The sequence below is a fragment of the Pseudoalteromonas sp. P80D2 genome, from assembly GCF_036680945.1.
Taxonomy (GTDB): domain Bacteria; phylum Pseudomonadota; class Gammaproteobacteria; order Enterobacterales; family Alteromonadaceae; genus Pseudoalteromonas; species Pseudoalteromonas shioyasakiensis.
This window is the reverse complement of sequence record NZ_JAZDAR010000035.1, coordinates 14,118-34,698: the sequence shown is the minus strand read 5'-3', so window position 1 is coordinate 34,698 and position 20,581 is coordinate 14,118. Positions and strand designations below refer to the sequence as shown.

Below are 20,581 nucleotides of genomic sequence, written 5' to 3'. Positions count from 1 at the left end.
CTGCTATGGATACCACCAGCCGCTTATTAATGTTGCTTGAAGTGATTGAACGAGGCTCATTTGCCAAAGCCGCAGAGTCTAGAAATATAGACCGCTCTGTCATTTCAAAACAAATTAGCCGTCTTGAAGATGAATTAGGGGTGCGTTTACTTAATCGAACCACGCGCTCTTTTTCGTTGACTGCCGCTGGCGCTGAAATGGTAAAAAAAGCAGCTGAACTCAGAGATTTGTTATCAGATACCGTAAGACTTGCAGAGAATTACCACCAAGAACCCCGTGGTACGTTAAAAATTACCTCATCAAGTATTATCGGTAAGCGTTATATTCAGCCTGTAATTAATGACTTTCAAAAACGTTTTCCGCAAGTTGAAGTAGAGCTTCGTTTAGACGACAGACTGATTGATTTAGTATCAGAGGGCTATGATTTGGCTTTTCGTGTTGGCGAACCAAAAGACTCGTCATTCATTGCTCGTAAAATCGCCCGCAACCGTATGTTACTTTTAGCCTCACCTGAGTTCATCGAAACATACGGTATGCCTAAACATGTTGAAGACTTAAAAGAATTACCTGCTGCTAGCTATTCAAGCCCAAGTAAACGCATTGGAGGTATTCGTTATCGTAATGCCGATGGCGATATTATTGAACAAAATATCAAAAGCGTCTTTCGTGCGAACGATGCCGAAGTACTTTTGATGAAGGCTATCTCAGGCAATGCTTATGTGCTAGCACCGGCTTTTATTCTTGATGATGAAGTTAAGCGTGGCGATCTCGTGCCTATTTTAACCGATATGGAATTACTCGATTACAGTGCGGTGTATGCAGTTTACCCACACAGAGACTTACCAGTAAGAACACGTTTATTCTTTGATGCTATGCGTGAATACATAGGCAAAGATATTCCGGTATGGGAAGCAAACATTCCTGACTTTGACACTATGTACAAAGGCTAACTTGCTAAGCTTGAATAGCCACTAACTCGCTTTATTTTGATTGCTTAATTCATAAGCCGTTACCACTCTATTTCGGCCTTGCTGTTTTGCTTGGTATAGTGCATCGTCAGCACGCTTAATAAAGTTTTTTAGGGTTTGATTTGGCATGTAGCAAGCAACACCAATACTAATAGTCAAATTAATAGCTTGCTCGTCTATGTTGTGGATAGTCGTTGATAACTGCTCGCGCAGCATATCTGCAAATTCATATGCACTTTGCGGGTCGCTGTCAGGTAAAAAAATAGCAAACTCCTCACCACCAATACGAAAAACATAGCCTCTGTTAATGCGCTGCCTGAAGAAACTGGTTACTTCAATTAAAATGCGGTCGCCCACATCGTGGCCGTATTGATCATTAATATTCTTAAAGTAATCAAGGTCTAGCATTAAAATAAACAAACCATTTTTGTTTTTTAGCTCAACTTCAAAATAATGGGTCATCGCTAAGCGGTTACCTGCCCCGGTTAAAGGATCAAGTAAGGCTAAGTTTTCGAGCCGCTTACCGTATTGTGCACGACTATTCTCAAAAGTATGAGACACCGCCCATATACTGATGTAGGTAAACGAAAAATTAAGTAAAAAGTTAACACTATTGAGAGGTTCAAGACTTGGCTTGGTTAATAGAATAACACCTTGTAGCACAGCCACTATCAGCGACAAAACTTTGCCGTATTGTTTACCTAATAACAGATAAAACAAGACCGGTAGTGAGCAAGTCCAAATAAACAACAAACTTTTAATGTCGCTGAGATACGTGCCTAACGTGATGAGTAGCGATAAGAAAACGCACAATGTGAGTGATTGCCAAAGATGACCGTTGCGTTTTCGAGTATAAAAAAAGATATAAAAACAAAACGATGCAAAAACGACTTCTAATGCCCCAAGAACAAAAAAGTCATTAATAAAAAGATTAAAACCAGCGAATATTCCTGCAAGTACACCAAGACAAAAGCCCATCCATTTAAGAACGTTATTTCGTAATGCTTGAGTGCCTCTTAGCGCCCCAATATCCATCAGGTTTCTCGTTATTGTTGTAATTGCCTAATTTTAACGCGAAACAAGTAATATAGGAACAAGTTATTACTAAAAAGTGCATAAAGATGCACTCTATTACAGTGAATATTAAATCAACTAGCCCCAAAGCTTTAGGGGGAACACTCCCCAAATCACTAAAATGACAGACCATTGCAATGTGCAAAACATTGCAAAACCATTCAAGTAATTAATAAGAGGCATTTTTTTATAATTTAATACACGCCATAAACCAAACAACATGGCAAACGGTAAAATTGTCGTTGCTATAGCTAAAATACTACTCGCGGGTGTTACCTCACCAATACGCAAAAATGACTGAGTCAAGAACAATGGCAGTGGAACCAGCAAAAATGTCGTAGCTAAAAAAGGAATCAGTACTTTTCTCATTAAGTTAAAACGGCCTAAAACCAAACAAATAGAGCCGTAAATCAGTATCCATATCAAACCGATTAACCCAAATAATAAACTCAACCACATTGGTACCAGTACCCAAAGACTGGTCTGCTTATATGTTCGAAAACCATCGGTGATTAAGTGTTTACCACCGTCAGAAATATATAGTGCATGAGAAGCTACTCGCTTTGTGTTCTCGCGAAATAAATTACCGCCCACAGGGTGCAAGACTTTCTTGTGCCCCTGAAAGGGTTTAAGTACTAAATCCCCCCCATCCAATGATACAGATGCAAAATGAAGTAATTGGTCAAAATACTCAAAACGTTTCATTCGGGTTGGAGAAAGTGTGTAAAAACCTTGCCATTCATCTACTTTTAATTCTGAGCTTAATGGCGTCAATGGTTTATATTTTTTAATATCAAGGTGATTAATCAACATATCATCAAATTGTTTATAATCAGCTGTTTCGATATCAGCATTAAAAGCTATAAAAAATGCTTTTTGCTCATTTGGGAAATAACAAAAGTTAGTCCGATAACCCAAAGTAGAGCCACTATGACATTTACCTACTACACCATGCCTATCGCGAGTTGTAACTCCAAACGCGTAACCAATGTCCGTTAATTGATTTAAAGCGGCTTCGGTTTTGAAAGGCTTACCCATACTTTTTAACAATGAAGATTCGATAAATACCCGCCCATTTACTTTTCCATCACCCATCAAGAATCTAGCAAACAGTGCCATGTCATTAGCTGTTGTTGTGAATTGTCCTGCAGGCCTTAAATACATAGGAAGTGTGACTTGGCTGACACCATTTTCGAAATAACCCATTGCAAGCATTGGATCGTGAAAAGCCCCCTCTTGTGATACAAATTTAAACGTACTCATGTGCATACCCAGAGGCGCTAGTAATTGTTTATCGAGGTATGCTTCGTAGCGCTCATTAACAACCGCTTCAATCACCATACCAAGTAAAGCATAACCAATGTTAGAGTATGAAAGGCGGCTACCTGGGCGATTTCTTATATGTAATTGATTTGGAGCAATAGTATTTTGTAGGGCTGTATCAGGCTCTGCTTTTGTCGTCAAAAGTTGCCAAAGTCGAATATCTTCGAGACCAGATGTGTGATCAAGCAAGTGTCTAACCCGAACAGGGTTTGTTGAAGCCCAGGAATTCTTAAAATCAATATCAGATAAAATTTCATCAACCGGAGTATCGAGAGACAGTTTACCTTCTGTTACAAGGTGTAATACACCAGTGGCAATAAGCGTTTTAACAATAGAACCACTCTGAACTTTGTTATCAGTCGTCATTTTCGAATCTAAACCTGCGAGCCCTTTCGCCCCTAATTCAATTTCACCTTCTGAAAAGGTTGACCAGACGACCCCAACTAAGGATTCATTATTCAATGCTTGTTCAATTTGAGTAGACAATTCACTTTGTGACGTTAACTTTTTTCCCAGTGCGGGAAAGTGAGACACGAAAGAAGATAAAATCAGTACGATATAGAGTATTTTCACAATTTTTTCATTTTTATTTTTATAGATCAGTCCCAAGGCTTAAAACATAAACCCTACTGTTTTAAATTCTTAGGCTATAGTGGCAAAGCGTATTATGGTTAAAATAAACAACTGAACTCCAGTAGAATTTTAGTCATCGATTAAGTCAGCCACTTCATCAATTAATTCATCAAACTCATCGTGAATATTACGACGTTGTTTTTCGGTTAACGTAGGCTTTAGCTCCAATAGTAAGTTAACGTAGTTATCGAGATTTTTATCATCGGCGGCAACTAACTCATCGCTCATAAAGGCAAAACGATCATTAATAATAACAGCAAGTTGTTGGTTGAAATCTGCTGGTTTTTGTTTTTGCATAAACAGCGTTTTTAATGTATCTAAACGCTTTTGTTTGTATTGCATCCACAGTAAAAATGTACTGACTCGAGTATTTGATGAGTTCTCTATCAGTGTTTGTTGCTGTGCAGATAGCTTGGTACCGAACCACTCTTTATAGTTTTCAAGGTTTTCTTCTAAACGTTCTTTTTTATGTTGCTCAGGCGATTTTTCTTCGTGCTCTTTGTACTCATCGTTAATGTTTTCTTGCAGTGCAGCAACAAACTCAACTCGCTGTTCATATGAAAGAGAGTTTGCTAAATCAATAAGTTCAGGCTCGATTTTATCAACCAGCGTTTGCCAATGCTGCTTTGCTTGTACGAAGTGTGCTTTAAGTTCGTTATGATCAACTTGCTTATCTAACATGGCCTTTAAGCTTTCAAGATCACGTTTGTATAAAGGGAGTTGTGTTTCTCGATGCCAATCGCGGCTGGTTTTGACGATATGCTTAAATTTATCAGCTTGGTCACTGTTGAGGTCAACATAATCATCAATCCAAAACCCTGATAACCAACCTAAGTTATTGTAAGTGAAGCTAGGAGAACACCCAGCAACGGTGAACAACAAACTAAATACGATTAGATACTTTGATAGCTTTTTCATTGTAGTTTTTTCAAATCCTGTTTCAAAACAAAGTAAACATACCACCGAGAACAAATATTCAGCAATAGCAATTAAATGAAATTAATTATCATTTAAGTATTGACGAACAGCTAAACCTAAGTAATAATCGTTATCAACAACTTGGTTGGCTAAACTATTCTCACAGCAACATCATGCTGTTAAAGGCTTTGATGCTGTTTAACCAAGTTAGTTCAAGACGTAACTCTTGATTGTCACCTGTTTCCTCGACCCAAACATAGACATAAAACGTTACACTTTACTTGCTACATTGCTCATATCGGTGACGGTAGATATGACACGAAAAAGCCCGCTACGGGCTTTTTTTATTTCTTTAATTTTTCTGTAAAATCTGTATCTTAAGCCTACTTGTTAATTGCAAAGCTTGCCGCTGTCTATAAATTGGGCATTTGCAGCTGTTGGGTCTAAACTAAAAGTGATGTTTTGCTCAGTGGCTGTTTGGCAATGCATTTTATCAATAGCTCAATGCTTTGTTATTGATACCTAACACACATTTGGAGGCAGACTATGATCAAGCCTAATTTTAAATCACTATTGCTCGCTAGCACGTTAATCTTGTCACCTTTAGCAAATGCCAGTCTTGAAGATGCCCAATTAGCGGCAAATGAAGGTCGTTTTGAAGAAGCGCTTCATGAATTTAATTACCTTGCAGACAGAGGTTATGCCCCTGCAATGTATGAGCTTGCTAAAATGTACGAAGGTGGCTTTGGTGTGCAACGCGACTACCGTAAAGCAGCAGAGTTGTACGAAAAGGCAGTAAAAAAAGTACATGCTGATTCAATGTTTGCATTAGGTGTACTTTATCAAGAAGGTAAAGGTGTCAAACTTGATAAAGAAAAAGCAATTTCATTATATGAAATGGCATCACAAAAAAATCACCCAGCAGCGCAGTTTAATTTAGGGGTTATGTACGCCAATGGTGAAGGGGTAATTCAAGATTACCGCACAGCGCTTAGCTGGTACCAAAAAGCGGCAGCAAATAACTTTACTCTTGCTCAGTTTAATATGGCATTGATGTATTACGAGGGTTTAGGTGTTCCTAAGAATCTCGAGAAATCATACATTTGGAATACCATTGCTGAATACAACGGCAACATGGATGCAAGCCATAGCCGTAAGCTTGATGAGCGCAATATGATGCCTGCAGAAATTGAAGCTGCGAAAGAAAAAGCAGACGCGATTTATGCAAAAATTCAGGCTGGTTTATACGCACCTGATGGGCGTCTATAACAAGCAGTGTACTTGCGCTTATCAGCGCAAGTACATCCATTTTAATAGTTTGATAAGCAACTTATTTTGCTTTAACAACAAGCTGGTACGTGGATTAAATTTACCTGATACTAAGGTATTTCGTGCATGGCTAAAGGTTTTAAAGCCCTCAATACCATGATAGTGCCCCATCCCAGACTCACCAATACCACCAAATGGTAACTGATCGGCTGTTACTTGCATCAATACATCGTTAATTGCCAATGTACCACTTCTGATTGATGCGCTTAATTTGCTGATTTTGTCTTTGTCATGACCCAAAATGTATAAGGCAAGAGGTGATGAATCGGCATTGATGGTGCCAATCACCTGTTGCAGTGATTCATAACTCACAATTGGCAGTAAAGGACCAAAGATCTCATCTTGCATTACCTGCATATCGTCATTTAGTTGCGTTAAAATATGCAAACCCATGCGATGTTTAAGTTCATCGACTTGATGCCCTTCTATTGGCTCAAACACTTGAGCCCCTTTGTCTTTTGCATCATTTAATGTCGCAATTAAACGTTGATATTGTCTATCAGAGACAATAGACGTTAGATTCTTACCTTCAACACCTTGTTTAAAGTGCTTTTTATACAATTCACTAAGTTGCAGAACTAACTGATGCTCAAGCTTTTTAGGTACAAATACATAATCAGGCGCAACACATATTTGCCCTGCGTTATTTAGCTTGCCAAATAACAGAGTTTTTGCAGCCTCTTTGATATTCACATCATCAAGAATCACAACCGGTGATTTACCGCCTAACTCAAGGGTCACTGGGGTGAGGTTTTTACTGGCCGCTTGCATCACTTTACGCCCTACTGATGTTGAGCCAGTAAATAGTAAATGAGCAAAAGGTAAATCACAAAAAGAGGAGGCAGTGTCGGCTTCGCCTTCAACAATAATACAGTGCTCAGCAACGTCACCGTCTATTATTTGCTTAATAACAGCATTAGTATGTGGGGTAAATTCGCTTAGTTTTAACATCACGCGATTACCCGCCGCTAATGCGCTAAGAGCCGGTACTAATGCTAATTGAATTGGGTAATTCCACGGCGCAATAACACCCACGACACCTTTAGGTTGGTAATGAATATGTGCCGATGAAGGCCATAAACTGATACCCACACTGCGTGATTCGTTTCGTGACCATTTAGGTAAGCGCTTTATGGTGTCGGTTAATGATTTTACCGTTGGCAATAAGTCACCCAGTACCGTATCGAACTCGGTACGGTAACCAAAGTCTTTGCTTGTTGCTGCAACTAGGGCTTGCTCATTTTCAATTAGGCGGGATTTAATCGTTTTTAAAAGCTTAATACGCTGATCAATGGCTAAATAAGGCTCTGCCATAAAAGCATCGTTGAGTTTTATAAATTCACTCTGTAATTGTGCGTGTATATCAGTCAAAACATCATCTCTTGATAAACGATTTTAGCCACTATAACTAGCTAAATTTATCTGAGCAACTTTATAAATGTAAAAACAGCGCTCATAGTGAGCGCTGTTATTGGTTGGAATAGGTTGAAAACTTAAAGGCTTAACTAAAAACCAAATACCACTGCGGCAATAGTCATAGTAACTACAGTGATCATCGCAATAGCAATTATGTTCAGTGCAAATCCAGAGCGGATCATATCGCGCATTTGAATTTGCCCAGAGCCGAACACTATTGCATTAGGCGGTGTCGCAACTGGCATCATAAACGCACAGCTACACGCAATAGCCGCTGGAATGACCCATACCAGCGGTGTACCAAATACTGACTCAGCAACAGGGCCTAATAGTGGTAAGAAACCTGCAGCTGTAGCTGTGTTACTAGTGATCTCAGTTAAGAAAGTGATTAAGGTTGCCACTGCTAGAACACTTAACACCAATGGAATTGCACTCGCCCCTTCAATCATGTGAGCAATATACTCAGCTAGGCCAGATGATTTGATTTGCGCAGCCAGTGTTAAGCCACCACCGAATAGAAGCAACACGCCCCACGGTACTTTAGCGGCACTTTCCCAATCAAGAATACGCTCACCATCACCTTTGTTTGCCGGTAACACGAACAACAATAATGCTGCAGCAATAGCAATACCCGTATCAGAGATTTTTAAGCCCGATAAGTCGGCAAGTACAGGTCTGAAGATCCAGCATACTGCCGCTAAAACGAACACGGCTGCTACGCCTTTTTCAGCGCGCTGCATTGCACCAAGCTCTTGTAACTGCGATAAGAATAACGATTTAGTATCTTTACTTGCTGCTTTGGCACAATCGGTATCTACTTTATAAGCAAACTTAGTTAACCAAACCCAACATAAAGCCAGCATAACAGTTGCAAGAGGTACACCTACTTTCATCCACTCAGCAAAGCCAATATCAATTTTGTAGCTGTCTGATAAATACGCAGCCATAAGTGCATTAGGTGGGGTACCAATTAAAGTAGCAATACCACCGATACTTGCACCATAAGCGATTGATAATAACAACGCTTTACCAAATTGATCATTTTCAGGGTTAGACTGTTTAACCAACATAGTAATTGACATAGCAATTGGTAACATCATCACAGCAGTTGCTGTATTTGACATCCACATTGATAAAAATGCCGTTACTAACATCATGGCTAAAATTTGTAGGCTTGGCTTAGTACCAGCACGAAGCATGGTATTGAGTGCAATACGCTTATGTAAACCCCAACGCTCCATCGCGATTGAGATCAAAAAGCCGCCTAAGAATAAAAAGATCAAAGGGTGTGCATAAGGTGACGCGACCCCTTTGATTGCTGCAATGCCAGCAAGAGGTGATATAACCAGTGGCAATAATGAAGTAGCAGGAATAGGCACAACTTCGCTTACCCACCAAGAAGCCATCCAAAATGCAAGGCCTGCGGTACGTAGTGCTGATACACTCATACCCGCTGGTGGATCGATTAAGCAAGTTAATAACATCACTAATGGGCCCAGCAGTAACATTACTGTGCTCATTAATGGGCGTGGCTGTGAGCCATCTTTTGTTTGATTTACTAATGACATACCGACTCCTTAGAACTTGTATTTAAGGCCAATTGCAACGCTGTTGTCTGATTCAAGTTCTAAATCTAAATCAGTATAGAATAAGTATGCTGTGGTTTGTTTATCAAAAACATAGTCTACACCTGCTGTCCATTGTTTACCTTCTTCAGCATGGCGAATTTTTGAGTCGTCTTTAACATATTGCAGCTTAGGTACCCATTTATCGATTGCATAGCTTGCGCTAAGTGCATAGCCATTGCCTTCTTTCGTACCGTCGGTTGATTCGCTACGCTGGAATAAACCCGCTAACTGTAGGTTATCAAGTTTCCATGCTGCAACAACACGGCTCGCTGTTAACTTATTAAGTGCATCAACATGGCTGATAGCAACATAATAGTCTTTAGATTTTAATGCACGGTCACCATAAATAACCGTTGCCGCAAAACCATCTTCATCGTTGCTACTGTCATCTTTTGGTGCATAAGTTAACGCAAGTGATGCGCCACCGTATGTTTTTGAGCTGTAGGTAATGGTATCGCCGATACGGTCTTGACCTGGGATCAACTGAGCAATATCTGCTTGGGTTTCGTTAAAACCGTCTACTTTACCTTCTGAGTATTTAAAACGAGTGTCGTTACGACCTACAACCACTTCACCAAAATCACCTGCAAGGCCTAAGTAAGTATTACGAGCTGAAAATGGCTCGCTGGTATCGTCATGTTCAAAGCCTTTTACTTGAACTTCGTATTTGAATACTGCTTTTAGCGACTCAGTTAGTTTGTGGCTACCTTTAATACCAATACGAGAAAAAGGTGCTTCGATTTGCGTACCTTCATCTGCATAGCGCATAACGCCTGTATCTGTGTTTGCTATTTGAACTTCTGCTTTACCGTATACCGCGTAGTCTGCTGCCATTGCTGAGCCAGCTGTGCTCGCTAAAATCACAGCCGCTGCTACGCGTGTTTTTGTCTGAGTGTATATTGTTGTCATTATGCGCCCCTTATTAGGTTCAAATTGTTGTTCCTAACTGTTAAGGCAAGTTGGTTGCCAACTTAGTTAATTTTAAAAAAGCTGTTAAATAACAGTAAATTAACTTTATTGACGTAAAAGAGGCTGTTTTTTATGGGTGGATATCCACACATTTTTAAAAATGTGCTGTCACCAGTTCCACCCATTGTGAAGAGTTTAATGTGAGAGAGTTGCTTAGTCTTTGAACATTTCGCGATTAATACCGTATTTGGTCATCTTGTCGTAGAGGGTTTTACGTGCAATTTGTAATGTGGCCATGGTGTCTTTTATGCTGCCATTGTTTCGTTCTAGCGCTTCTTCGATAAGTGACTGCTCATAAAAGCTAATTTTCTCAGCAAGGCTTAAGTCTTGAGCAAGCTCGTTGTCACTGTTTGCATCACTGTACGAGGCAAAGGCCAGATCAGAGCCTAGCAATACCGCACGTTCAGCCTGATTTCTAAGCTCTCGCACATTACCCGGCCAATCGTAAGCAAGAAGTCGCTGCTTTGCTTCACTACTTAGTGGTGCAGGCGGTTTATGAAAACGTGTCGCTGCTATCGAGCTAAAATGTTTAAACAGCAGTGGAATATCGGCCTTTCTGTCTCGTAATGCCGGAATACTCACTTTAACTAAGTTTAAGCGGTAATATAAATCGGCTCTAAACTCCCCCGCTTCGACCAGTGTCATTAAGTCTACTTTTGTAGCTGCAACTATACGCACGTCTAAATCAATGGCGTGGTTATCACCTACAGGCGTTACTTTACGCTCTTCAAGCACCCTTAATAACTTTACTTGTAAACTTGCAGGCGTTGACTCTATTTCATCTAAAAAGACAGTACCGCCTTTAGCAAATTCAAATTTACCTTGGCGAGATTGCGTAGCACCTGTGTATGCACCACTGGCTGCACCAAAGAGTTCGCTTTCAATCAGTTGCTCGGGAATTGCACCGCAGTTTATGGCAACAAAATTAGCCGCTGATCTGTTACTTTGATCGTGCAAGTAACGGGCAACTAACTCCTTACCTGTTCCTGTTTCACCTTCTATTAAAACATCAGCGGGAGTATCGATAACTGCATTGAGTAAATGCATCATTTGTTGCATTTGCTCGGTTTCACCTAAAATTCGCACACCCGGCGCAGAGGTTTTCTCTACTGCGATTTTTAAGGCGCGGTTTTCCATCACTAAAGCACGTTTTTCTGAAGCGCGCGCGATACAATCTAACAATTGCTCTGTTAAAGGTTTTTCGAATAAATCATAAGCGCCAAGCTGCATGGCTTTAACAGCTACAGATACATCGGCAAAGCCGGTAAGAAAAATAACCGGAAGTTCACTATCAAAGGCTTTCACTTGTTCTAAAAGTGCCAAACCGTCCATTTTTGGCATGTTTATGTCGCTTAAAACGATCCCTTCAAAACGACGACTTAATTTTGAAAGTGCCGCAGTTGGCTCACTAAAACACTGAACTTGATAACCTTCAATCTCAAGGAGTTGCTTTAATGAATCGCGGATCACCGCTTCGTCATCAATAACGATTACCTGATTACAGGTCGCTGCAACTACACTCATGATGGTTCCTTATTTGTTTGTAGGGTTATTATAAATTGTGCGCCGCCTTCAGGACGGTTATGCGCCGATAATCGACCGTTAAATGAGTCGATAATTTGTCGTGAAATAGATAAACCCAAACCTAAACCGTTGCTGGTTTTTGTACTGTAAAATGGCTCAAAGATGTTACCTAATGCGTGTTGATCAATACCTGGGCCTGTATCAAGAATAGAGAGTTTTACGCGGTCGTCGAATAGTTCGAGGTCGAAACTCAATTCGCGCTTTTCAGATTCACTCATTGCTTGGCTGGCATTGGTGATCACGTTTACCAAGACTTGTTCAAACTTAACGCTGTCGACCCACACCGTTATGTTTGCATCAATATCAGCAGCTTTTACCTCGATATCGTCTTGCTTTAACTGGGCGCTGGCGATCATTAACGCATTTTTTAACATGCTCGCTAAGCTTTGCTGCCTAAGTTGGGTTTGTGCGGGTTTACTAAAATGCTTAAGCTGAGCGACAATTTTGTGAACACGCTCTATTAGGGATTGCACCAGCACTAAATTTTCGCTGGCTTGCTCAATATTGCCTTTAATAAGCAGCCTCTTTGCACTTACTAAATAAGTGTTCATGGCACTTAAGGGCTGATTGATTTCATGGTTAATGCCCGCACTTAATTGACCTATCGTTGCAAGCTTAGCTGTTTGGATCAGTGCTTTTTGCGCTTTTTCGAGCGCTTGGGTTCGTTCAATTACTTCTTGCTCAAGGCTATGTCTTGAAAACAAGAGCTTTTTGTAGCCCGCAAAGCGCACCATCGCCATATGAATTAACACCACGGCAATAGCATAAAACACACTAAACCAAAGCAGCCGAGGTATTTGCGCAAGCTCCACATTAGTTACATCCACCAGCACACTGGCTTTGGCGTTTATAATGTCTATTGTTTCTGTGGCACTAATAAAGCGCGCTTGCTTGCCATTAAGCTGAATATTTTGCTGTGCGGTTTGTTCACTTAAAGACTTATGATTATGTTTAAGTAAACTCGGTTTATGTGACAAATAGCGTCTCGACTTAACCAAAGCAGCCATTTGTTCGTCGTTAAGCGATTCAAGTGACTTTAATCGCCAGTCCTCAACGTCTGACATCACTATGACGCTATCTTCTAGTGCGATATAAAAGTGAGTGCTGTCTGATGCATTAAGTAGCTGTCGGTCTTGTTCAAACTTTTTCGCATTCACTTTTAACGTGACAACGGCAATCACTTTGCCCTTCTCTATAACGGGCTCTGAAAAGTAAATGCCCCGCTCACTGGAACGCATACCTAAAGCAAAATAAGCAACTTTTTCACCTTGCTTGGCTAAATAAAAATAAGGCCGAAAAGCAAAGTTACTACCCAAAAAGGTGTAATCAACTTGCCAGTTACTACTTGCCACCACCGAGCCTGTTAAATCCATTAAATAGACATCTGATGCACCACTGGCACGTTGGATATCTTCTAAATAATAATTAACAGCCTGCTCGCCTATACCTTGCTTAACCACAAAAGATTTAACTAAATCATTGGCACTCACTAGGGTCGGAATTGTTTTAAATCGGGCTAATTCGCTTGAAAAATAATGACTTAACTGAGTAGCTTGAACACGGCTTTGTTGCTCTGCTTGTTGATAGTCGTGAGCGCGTCCAAGGTAAAAAACTAACACAAGCAACAATAAAAGCATTGCACCTGCAATAACTAACTTTTTACTTAATGACGACATTCAAACCTTTGAGAGCAGCGCAACTAGAAATTAAACTGGTAGTGTAACGATAAATCTTCTGTTGTACCAGCGACAGCGCCATTGTCCATACGTGGATCAAACACATTATATTTTTTACCTAACAGATTTTCTGCTTTGAGCATTAGTTGGCTGTTAGCGTTTAGCTGCCATTTTAAGCTGCCACCCAATAAACTATAGGCAGACTGTTTAAAGTGAGCACCGGTAACTGAACTTACTTCTACTTTATCACGCCATAGTAGGTTTAAACTCACTTGCCAGCTGTCAGATAAATTATAACTACTCACTAAGCTTGCAAAACGCTTAAAGCTCGCATTAATTGGGTCTTCAAAGTATTGCGTATAAGTACCTGTTACAGAGAACTCTTTACTCGATTGCCAAGTACCATCAAGTTCAATACCGCTGTTTTGGGTGTTAAATGAGTTTGTAAAAGTAAACAAGGCATCATTAGATTGCGTTGGCTCAATGTTTATAAAATCATTGAGTTCATTATAAAAAAGCACCGCATTAGCCTGTAACTCTGAGGTTTGATAATGCCAAACAAGCTCAGTGGTTTTGACCGATTCAGAGCGAAGTGATGGGTTACCTACTGTGACATCATCATTTGAAAAAAGCTCATTAGTAACCGGGGTTCTGAACGATTCGCCATATTGCACTTTTACGGTATGCTCTGGATTTATTACATAAACACCCGCAAGGCGAGGCGAAAGTTTACTGTCGATGTCTTTCACATCGTCATAGCGTGCCCCTACAAATAAAGTAAGTGCATCTGAATAAGGTATTTTTAACTGCCCGTAGGCGCTATATGTTTCGAAGGTATATTTAAGTGATGCAAATTCAGGAAAGTCCATCACCGTCACAATACCTTGCTGATAATAAGCGGGGTCAATAATCACTAACATCGACTCATCATCATAGTAATTAGTACGTACCCCAGCTTCGACTTGTTTAGCCTCTGCGTATTCTATACCAGCGGCAAGCTGCCATTGATTATCAAATTGATAACTCAGTTCAGTCTCAAATTTGCTATCGATCGTTTGCCAAGCTGGACCAAGTAAAAAGTCAGGTATATCGTCAAACGCAGCGATTAAACCAGCACTTGAGATATTATGTTTAGTGTACGAGTAACTAGAGTCTAGCTTTAACTTGTCGTTATTAATCCAATTATATTTAATGCCAACAAAAGTGTTATCACTAGTGTGTTGGTTTTGCGTTGAATAGCCGGCAAGGTTTAAAAATTCATCAAGAGAGGTTTCGTTGTAACGAGCACGTAATTGCAGCTTTTTGTAATCAACACCTGCTTCTAGGTAAAGCGCTTCAAGAGGATCTTTTACTCCTTGCGGGTAGCTTTCGCCGTCTTTTTGATCATACGAAAAACTCGCAAAGAGTGATGTATCATCATTAAAAGAGGTATTGAACTGCCCTGTTGCCCCGTAGCGACCATTATTGCCAACCACAAGTTGCAGAGCATTTCGCTCTTTAGAGGTAACAATATTCATCACCCCTAAAAACGCATTACTGCCATACAGCGCCGAGCCTGGACCGCGAATAAACTCTATTTTTTCAATGATTTCAATAGGAATATAAGGCATGTAAACAGAGGCTTTACCAAATGATGATTCATTGACACGCTCACCATTGATCATCACCAGTACATTGCCGCTATCAAGGTATACACCCCGAGCATGATCTTTAGGCACAGCACCAACCCAATCGCCACGGGTTGATTGCATACCTGGCACAAAATTCATTACCTCATAGGCGTTATCAACACCAAGCGCTTGAATTTGTTTACGGCTAAATACACTCATGGTTGAAGGAACAGATGACAAGGTTTCGCTGGTTTTACTAGCAATATCGACTTGCACATTAAGCAAGTCTTCAAAACTTAAAGAGAATAAGTCTTGCTCGTCAGTCGCATTTGCAACCATTGGAATGGTTGAGGCAACTGCAATTGAAAAAAGTGCTGAACATCTTAAAAGCTTCACGCTGCGAGATACCTGTACTAATAGCCCATGCTGCAAAAGCAACACCTTGTTTACACTATTAATACAAAAGATTGGCAAGCTTGCAATGTTTTTATAGTTTTAGTTGAAGACTTCTCGGAAGTAGATACAAAAAAACCCACTTTCAGCTAAAAATGGGTTTTAATTTTATTGAGCTAAGCTTAATTAAGCTGTTTCAACATTACCAGTACGCTTTGCCTTGATGTACTTATATAAACCAATAAGTGACGCCGCTATCCAGAAAATTTCGATAACAAAACTAGCAAGGTTAAAGTTATAACAAAGACTAATCAGTAACAGAATCGCACCTGTTAAGTTCATCATGTTATACACAAGGCCGGTTGGCGATGCTTTATTCAGTTGTAATAAAAAGAAAGCACCAACCACTAAGAATGTGCCTGTCATGCCAATAATATCAAATAAAAGTGCTATCACGTGCGTGAATCCATTTTGTTCATGTGTTTATACCCATACAACTGGCCCAATCCATGGGGAGGGTTGTTTTCATTCATTGAAACAGCAAACCGGTCAATAGTATCAGAGCATGAGGGATAAACGAGGATAAATGTCCGTATTTTAATTCTATTTATGCGTTACCTTACCACCGATAATTTTTAGAGCAGGTGCACCGCGGATCATTGTTTCGCGGGCGAATTGACGTTGGCAGTCAGGGCAGATACCTGTTTCATTGGTAAAGTCTTGGCTAATACGTTCAACAAAACATTTAACCAACGCTCCTTTTCCACCTTTGCGGTATTTAAATAATTGGGTTTTACATTGTGAGCAAAAAATATCGACTGTTTTGGTCGGGCCTTTTTTGTTTGGTTTTGCCATTACAACTACATTGCTAAAATAAAACCTTACCTTAACATGTTAGGGCCAGAGCCCCAAAACTAAGCCGATAACAGAAAACTGTAATATTGAATAACTTGCATTAACTAAGAACAATTTTAATGGGCGTTGTTCAAAAATATAGCCAATACCTAAGGCACAGCTAACCCAGCACAAGCCAATAATAAACCCTGTGCCAACAGCTACTCCCACATTGACATTTGCGCCAATAAATAACGATAAACTAAATGCAATTAAACAACATAAAACAAAGCTACCGCCAAACACCATAACTGGGTTAATACTCTGTAGGTCAAGTTCAGTTAAACCACAGCTTTCCATCCAAATACGTTTAAAAAGCCAAGGTGAATACCACACAGCGCCCAATAAGAAAGATGCAAGGGCAGCAAAAAAGATCGCGAAGTAATTAAGTTCTGAAAAATGCATACGCCAGACTCATACAACTAACAGGTTTAATTTGACTTTAGTTAAGGATCAGCGATGCAGCAAATCAAAAAGGCTGAGTTTTGTACCTATTAATATCTAAACCATACTTTAGGATTAACCGCAGAATTATTTCAGTTTAATAAACAATCAATTTAGTGTTGTACGGGTTTTTTCTGTAATTTACGTTGTAGGGTTCTTCTGTGCATATTCAGTTGGCGCGCAGTTTCAGAGATATTACCATTGTTGCTATGCAATACATGTTGAATATGCTCCCACTCAAGACGCTCTGGCGACATTATTTGGCTTGGCTCTGGGTTTACCGATGAGGCACCAGCTTCAACATCACCCAAGATTGTTTTTAATAATGAATTGAAATCGACAGGCTTTGGTAAGTAGTCATCAGCACCTAAACGTATAGCTTCTACTGCACTGGCAATACTGGCAAACCCCGTGAGCAATACGATACGAGCTGAAGGAAATTGTTCTCTTAAAGGTTTAATTAGCGCAAGGCCGTTATCATCCCCGAGTTTTAAATCCACCAGAAAGTGGCTTGCCTCAAAAGTGGTTGTTTTTTGTAAAGCTTGCTCAGCGTTATGAGCAAGTGAACATGTGAAGCCTTGTTTTGTAAAGCGCCTCGCAAGCGTGCTGGCAAGGTTTGCATCGTCTTCAATAATTAAAAGTTTCATACAATTTTTAAACTAACCATCGCAATCGCGCCTTGCTGTGGGTGATTACTTAGTGTTAATGAGCCATTTAAGCGCTCTAAGGTTACATTAGAAAGCATAACTGCCATTCCCATTCCATCGCTACTTGGCATGAGCTGACCGCCTAATGATGCCATTTGTTGCTCGCTAAATCCTTGACCGAAATCACGTAACGACAATGAAAGTATTTGCTCATCGATTTGCCATTTAGCTTCGATGTTGTATTGCTGATTATGGTTATTTGCCGATACGGCGTTTTGTAACAAGTTTAAAATAGCCGGTAACAGCATAGCATCACTTAAAATCGAACAATCAGGGGCGTCATTTAGCCACTGTAAGCTTTGCTCAGGAAAATGCAGAGTCATCGCATCTTGAATGGTATTTTGCAGTGCTTTAGCACTAATCACTTGTTGTGTTTCACCAGTTCTTAGTGCATTTGAAAGTGACCTAAAATGAGCAAGTTGCTCTTTACACTGAGCTAATGGCTTGGCCATTTCATGCACAATGGGGTCATCAGCTTGTTGCTCTTTAAGCTCTTCAAATAACAGCTGTAAGTTTGCTATCGGCGTTGCAAGTTGATGCGTTACTTGTGCGGCAGCGCCATCAAGCGTTAATAATTGCTCATGCCTTAATTGTTGCTCGCGGGTACGGGAAATAGTAGCTTCTCTGGCTCTTAACGTGCTGTTTAATGTGCCAATTACAAAGGCAATAACGATGGCGCTGATAACAAAGTTAATCCACATACCAATAAAATGATGAGTCATCTGCATTTGGTGCATGGTGTGTTCGGGCATTTTTATCAGTAAAAAACTATAAGCGGCGATTGCCAGCACAGCCGTGTAAGCAAGCCCTTTCGCATTAACCGTCACCGCCGCTATCATTATCGGTAACAGTAATAACGAAACAAATGCATTTGTTGCTCCACCACTTAAGGAGAGCAAAATAGTTAAAAACAATAAGTCGGCTGTCAACTGCATCAACACAGCTGCTGGCTTGGCTTTCGTTACTTTTCTATAAGCGAATATACTTAACAGCTGAAAGATTGCTTCAATACAAATTACAGCAAGTAAAGGTAATAATGGAATTTGGTATTCAAACAGAAAATATACCGCAATCACAGCAACAAACTGCACGGCGATTGCGGCGCTTCTTAAAATTAGTAGGCGACTGATCGCCGGATCGGTTTGCATAACGGACTCTTTAAAGCTTAATCATCGTCCATTGAAATTGTAAAAACAGCACAAGGCGTTCCTTGATGAAACACCATTTGCCATTGTTTACCATTAAAACGCCACAGTGACATACGCACTGAGTAGTTAAACTCTGAGCGAGCTGAACGTCTAAAGGCCGCTTGATAGCTTAGCTGTGCAATATCATCACTGAGCATTCGGCCTTTAAAATGTTGATTATAAAACTGCGGTACCACCTCAGTTGGTAGGCGGGTTAAAACTTGGAACTTATTAAATGACGTGCCATCAGCGGCTATTTCAATAAAATCATCATCAAGTAATGCATCAAGCGCTTCAGCAGATTGACGTACCTCTGGCTCAAGGAGCTGTCGCTCTGCATCAATTAAATGATTAAATAACGTCTCTTTAATTTTACCGCCCATAGTAACCCTTACTGTTTGAGCACTTTACCGCCCTTCATAACAAACTGAACCTGACTAAGTTCACTAATGTTATCAAGTACATTCATATTCACGCTGATAATATCTGCTTGTTTACCAACACTCAAGTCACCGAGGTTATCACTTTGACCTAATAGTTTAGCAGCTTCAATGGTGGCTGATTTAATAGCTTGTTTTGGTGTCATGCCATATTTAACTAATAACTCGAACTCTTTAGCATTATCACCATGCTTAGATACGCCTGAATCTGTACCAAAGGCTATTTTAACCTTGTTTTTTAACGCCAATTTAAACGATGCTTCCATTTTTGGCGCAACTACTTCGACCTTATCAGCAATTGCTTTTGGCATATTCGGATTATTAAGTACCTCTTCTTTAACTGTTGCGCCAGCGAGTAAGGTTGGAACTAAATAAGCGTCTTGCTTTTTGAAAAGCTTAACCGTGTCTTTATCTAAAAAAGAGCCGTGTTCGATTGAATCAACACCTGCTCTAAGTGCTGCTTTTATACCTTCTGTGCCATGAGCATGAGCGGTCACTTTGCGGCCTAAATGATGGGCTGTGTTTACAATGGCACTGAGTTCTTCATCAGTAAATTGCTGATTAACCCCTGCCGCTGTATTACTTAATACACCACCTGTCGCGGTAATTTTAATTACATCTGCACCGCTTTTAATTACATCGCGTACTGCACGAGTACAATCGGCAGCGCCATCACACACCCCTAAGCCACCCCCTTCTGTCGCTTTGGTGATATCACGGCGATAGCCATGCATATCACCGTGACCACCGGTCGGTGTGATCATATCTCCCGCTGCAAAAATGCGCGGGCCAACAATGTCGCCACGTTCAACTGCTCGCTTTAATGGAAAGATAACTTGATAGCTGCTACCTAGGTCGCGCACAGAGGTAAAACCTGCATCAACCGTACGTTGTAAGTACTTTAGAGAGCGAAGAGCGTAATCGGCTTCGTATTCAGTTGCCCATTGGTGTGGGTTACGTTTTGCATCTCGCTCAAAGGTAACATGAACGTGCATATCAATCAGACCCGGCAATACCATCTGATTTTTTAAATCAATAACATCTGCATCACTGAGGTTTAATTGCTGCTTTGTTAGAAAACCAGCTTTTATTGCGGCAATTTTATTGTCTTCAATAACCAGCGTTTGCTGCTCTTTGACATCTTGATCAGTGCCTACCAGAATCTTTCCAGCATGAATAATGGTGGTTTGTGCATTAACAGCAAACGAAGATAATAAAGACAGTACCGATAATGTACTTATTTTTAGGTTTATTTTTTTCATAATCGCCTCTTTTTTATACTAGGTTTAACTTAAATACTCAGTAAATGCCATTATTTACGACATAGCGCGGCAATGAACTAGTGTTAACAAGTGAATTTTGATATAACTTCGGAAAAATTTAACAAG

At 40.2% G+C, this 20,581-nt stretch carries 18 protein-coding genes; 2 read left to right on the top strand and 16 right to left on the bottom strand.

Annotation, left to right across the window (positions count from 1 at the left end; genetic code table 11):
* Positions 1-5 precede the first annotated feature (5 nt).
* On the top strand, positions 6-950 hold the full coding sequence (locus VRK28_RS09850; protein WP_055199166.1) for a LysR family transcriptional regulator: 945 nt from the start codon (positions 6-8) through the stop codon (positions 948-950).
* Between the two features lie 21 nt (positions 951-971).
* Here VRK28_RS09850 and VRK28_RS09845 read toward each other — a convergent pair whose 3' ends face one another.
* The 3 genes from VRK28_RS09845 to VRK28_RS09835 all read right to left on the bottom strand — a co-directional run bounded on the left by VRK28_RS09845 (position 972) and on the right by VRK28_RS09835 (position 4,916).
* On the bottom strand, positions 972-2,003 hold the full coding sequence (locus tag VRK28_RS09845) for a GGDEF domain-containing protein (protein ID WP_062565533.1): 1,032 nt from the start codon (positions 2,001-2,003) through the stop codon (positions 972-974).
* A gap of 117 nt (positions 2,004-2,120) precedes the next feature.
* Positions 2,121-3,938 (bottom strand): serine hydrolase domain-containing protein, encoded by a 1,818-nt coding sequence (locus tag VRK28_RS09840; RefSeq protein ID WP_332393862.1) that lies wholly within the window; start codon positions 3,936-3,938, stop codon positions 2,121-2,123.
* A 129-nt stretch (positions 3,939-4,067) separates the two neighbouring features.
* Positions 4,068-4,916 (bottom strand): DUF6279 family lipoprotein, encoded by an 849-nt coding sequence (locus VRK28_RS09835; protein ID WP_062565535.1) that lies wholly within the window; start codon positions 4,914-4,916, stop codon positions 4,068-4,070.
* Positions 4,917-5,462: 546 nt separating this feature from the next.
* Here VRK28_RS09835 and VRK28_RS09830 point away from each other — a divergent pair.
* Positions 5,463-6,185 carry a tetratricopeptide repeat protein gene (locus tag VRK28_RS09830; RefSeq protein WP_054563984.1) on the top strand — a complete coding sequence of 241 codons (723 nt, stop codon included), beginning with the start codon at positions 5,463-5,465 and terminating at the stop codon, positions 6,183-6,185.
* A gap of 21 nt (positions 6,186-6,206) precedes the next feature.
* Here VRK28_RS09830 and VRK28_RS09825 read toward each other — a convergent pair whose 3' ends face one another.
* The 13 genes from VRK28_RS09825 to VRK28_RS09765 form a co-directional block, all read right to left on the bottom strand.
* Positions 6,207-7,559 carry a coniferyl aldehyde dehydrogenase gene (locus tag VRK28_RS09825; RefSeq protein WP_082710934.1) on the bottom strand — a complete coding sequence of 451 codons (1,353 nt, stop codon included), beginning with the start codon at positions 7,557-7,559 and terminating at the stop codon, positions 6,207-6,209.
* Positions 7,560-7,750: 191 nt separating this feature from the next.
* Positions 7,751-9,181, bottom strand: a complete 1,431-nt coding sequence (locus tag VRK28_RS09820; protein WP_058584394.1) for an SLC13 family permease — start codon at positions 9,179-9,181, stop codon at positions 7,751-7,753.
* A 57-nt stretch (positions 9,182-9,238) separates the two neighbouring features.
* Positions 9,239-10,198 carry a porin gene (locus VRK28_RS09815; RefSeq protein ID WP_062565537.1) on the bottom strand — a complete coding sequence of 320 codons (960 nt, stop codon included), beginning with the start codon at positions 10,196-10,198 and terminating at the stop codon, positions 9,239-9,241.
* Between the two features lie 213 nt (positions 10,199-10,411).
* Positions 10,412-11,782: a sigma-54-dependent transcriptional regulator gene (locus VRK28_RS09810; RefSeq protein WP_062565538.1), complete on the bottom strand. Its 1,371-nt coding sequence runs from the start codon at positions 11,780-11,782 to the stop codon at positions 10,412-10,414.
* Positions 11,779-13,518 carry a sensor histidine kinase gene (locus VRK28_RS09805; RefSeq protein WP_062565539.1) on the bottom strand — a complete coding sequence of 580 codons (1,740 nt, stop codon included), beginning with the start codon at positions 13,516-13,518 and terminating at the stop codon, positions 11,779-11,781. Before VRK28_RS09805 ends, VRK28_RS09810 begins: the two co-directional genes overlap by 4 nt.
* Before the next feature lie 23 nt (positions 13,519-13,541).
* Entirely contained in the window at positions 13,542-15,524 is a 1,983-nt protein-coding gene (locus VRK28_RS09800) for a TonB-dependent receptor plug domain-containing protein (protein WP_244269391.1), read from the bottom strand.
* 183 nt (positions 15,525-15,707) lie between these two features.
* On the bottom strand, positions 15,708-15,977 hold the full coding sequence (locus tag VRK28_RS09795; protein ID WP_054552127.1) for a CBU_0592 family membrane protein: 270 nt from the start codon (positions 15,975-15,977) through the stop codon (positions 15,708-15,710).
* Positions 15,978-16,124: 147 nt separating this feature from the next.
* Positions 16,125-16,376 (bottom strand): hypothetical protein, encoded by a 252-nt coding sequence (locus VRK28_RS09790; protein ID WP_054563976.1) that lies wholly within the window; start codon positions 16,374-16,376, stop codon positions 16,125-16,127.
* Positions 16,377-16,415: 39 nt separating this feature from the next.
* Positions 16,416-16,820, bottom strand: coding sequence for a DUF1761 domain-containing protein (locus tag VRK28_RS09785; RefSeq protein ID WP_054563975.1), 405 nt, complete (start codon positions 16,818-16,820; stop codon positions 16,416-16,418).
* Between the two features lie 152 nt (positions 16,821-16,972).
* Positions 16,973-17,506 (bottom strand): response regulator transcription factor, encoded by a 534-nt coding sequence (locus tag VRK28_RS09780; RefSeq protein WP_062565540.1) that lies wholly within the window; start codon positions 17,504-17,506, stop codon positions 16,973-16,975.
* Entirely contained in the window at positions 17,503-18,714 is a 1,212-nt protein-coding gene (locus VRK28_RS09775) for a sensor histidine kinase (protein WP_332393859.1), read from the bottom strand. The genes VRK28_RS09780 and VRK28_RS09775 overlap by 4 nt, the downstream gene beginning before the upstream one ends.
* 17 nt (positions 18,715-18,731) lie before the next feature.
* Positions 18,732-19,136 carry a nuclear transport factor 2 family protein gene (locus VRK28_RS09770; RefSeq protein WP_054563972.1) on the bottom strand — a complete coding sequence of 135 codons (405 nt, stop codon included), beginning with the start codon at positions 19,134-19,136 and terminating at the stop codon, positions 18,732-18,734.
* Between the two features lie 8 nt (positions 19,137-19,144).
* Positions 19,145-20,455: a metal-dependent hydrolase family protein gene (locus VRK28_RS09765; protein ID WP_332393858.1), complete on the bottom strand. Its 1,311-nt coding sequence runs from the start codon at positions 20,453-20,455 to the stop codon at positions 19,145-19,147.
* Positions 20,456-20,581 lie beyond the last annotated feature (126 nt).

Bases quoted from the DNA above. Each gene is read 5' to 3' on its own strand.
- VRK28_RS09850 (WP_055199166.1), top strand. From the start codon at position 6: ATGGATACCACCAGCCGCTTATTAATGTTGCTTGAAGTGATTGAACGA.
- VRK28_RS09845 (WP_062565533.1), bottom strand. From the start codon at position 2,003: ATGGATATTGGGGCGCTAAGAGGCACTCAAGCATTACGAAATAACGTT.
- VRK28_RS09835 (WP_062565535.1), bottom strand. From the start codon at position 4,916: ATGAAAAAGCTATCAAAGTATCTAATCGTATTTAGTTTGTTGTTCACC.
- VRK28_RS09830 (WP_054563984.1), top strand. From the start codon at position 5,463: ATGATCAAGCCTAATTTTAAATCACTATTGCTCGCTAGCACGTTAATC.
- VRK28_RS09825 (WP_082710934.1), bottom strand. From the start codon at position 7,559: ATGGCAGAGCCTTATTTAGCCATTGATCAGCGTATTAAGCTTTTAAAA.
- VRK28_RS09820 (WP_058584394.1), bottom strand. From the start codon at position 9,181: ATGAGCACAGTAATGTTACTGCTGGGCCCATTAGTGATGTTATTAACT.
- VRK28_RS09815 (WP_062565537.1), bottom strand. From the start codon at position 10,198: ATGACAACAATATACACTCAGACAAAAACACGCGTAGCAGCGGCTGTG.
- VRK28_RS09810 (WP_062565538.1), bottom strand. From the start codon at position 11,782: ATGAGTGTAGTTGCAGCGACCTGTAATCAGGTAATCGTTATTGATGAC.
- VRK28_RS09805 (WP_062565539.1), bottom strand. From the start codon at position 13,518: ATGTCGTCATTAAGTAAAAAGTTAGTTATTGCAGGTGCAATGCTTTTA.
- VRK28_RS09790 (WP_054563976.1), bottom strand. From the start codon at position 16,376: ATGGCAAAACCAAACAAAAAAGGCCCGACCAAAACAGTCGATATTTTT.
- VRK28_RS09785 (WP_054563975.1), bottom strand. From the start codon at position 16,820: ATGCATTTTTCAGAACTTAATTACTTCGCGATCTTTTTTGCTGCCCTT.
- VRK28_RS09780 (WP_062565540.1), bottom strand. From the start codon at position 17,506: ATGAAACTTTTAATTATTGAAGACGATGCAAACCTTGCCAGCACGCTT.
- VRK28_RS09775 (WP_332393859.1), bottom strand. From the start codon at position 18,714: ATGCAAACCGATCCGGCGATCAGTCGCCTACTAATTTTAAGAAGCGCC.
- VRK28_RS09770 (WP_054563972.1), bottom strand. From the start codon at position 19,136: ATGGGCGGTAAAATTAAAGAGACGTTATTTAATCATTTAATTGATGCA.
- VRK28_RS09765 (WP_332393858.1), bottom strand. From the start codon at position 20,455: ATGAAAAAAATAAACCTAAAAATAAGTACATTATCGGTACTGTCTTTA.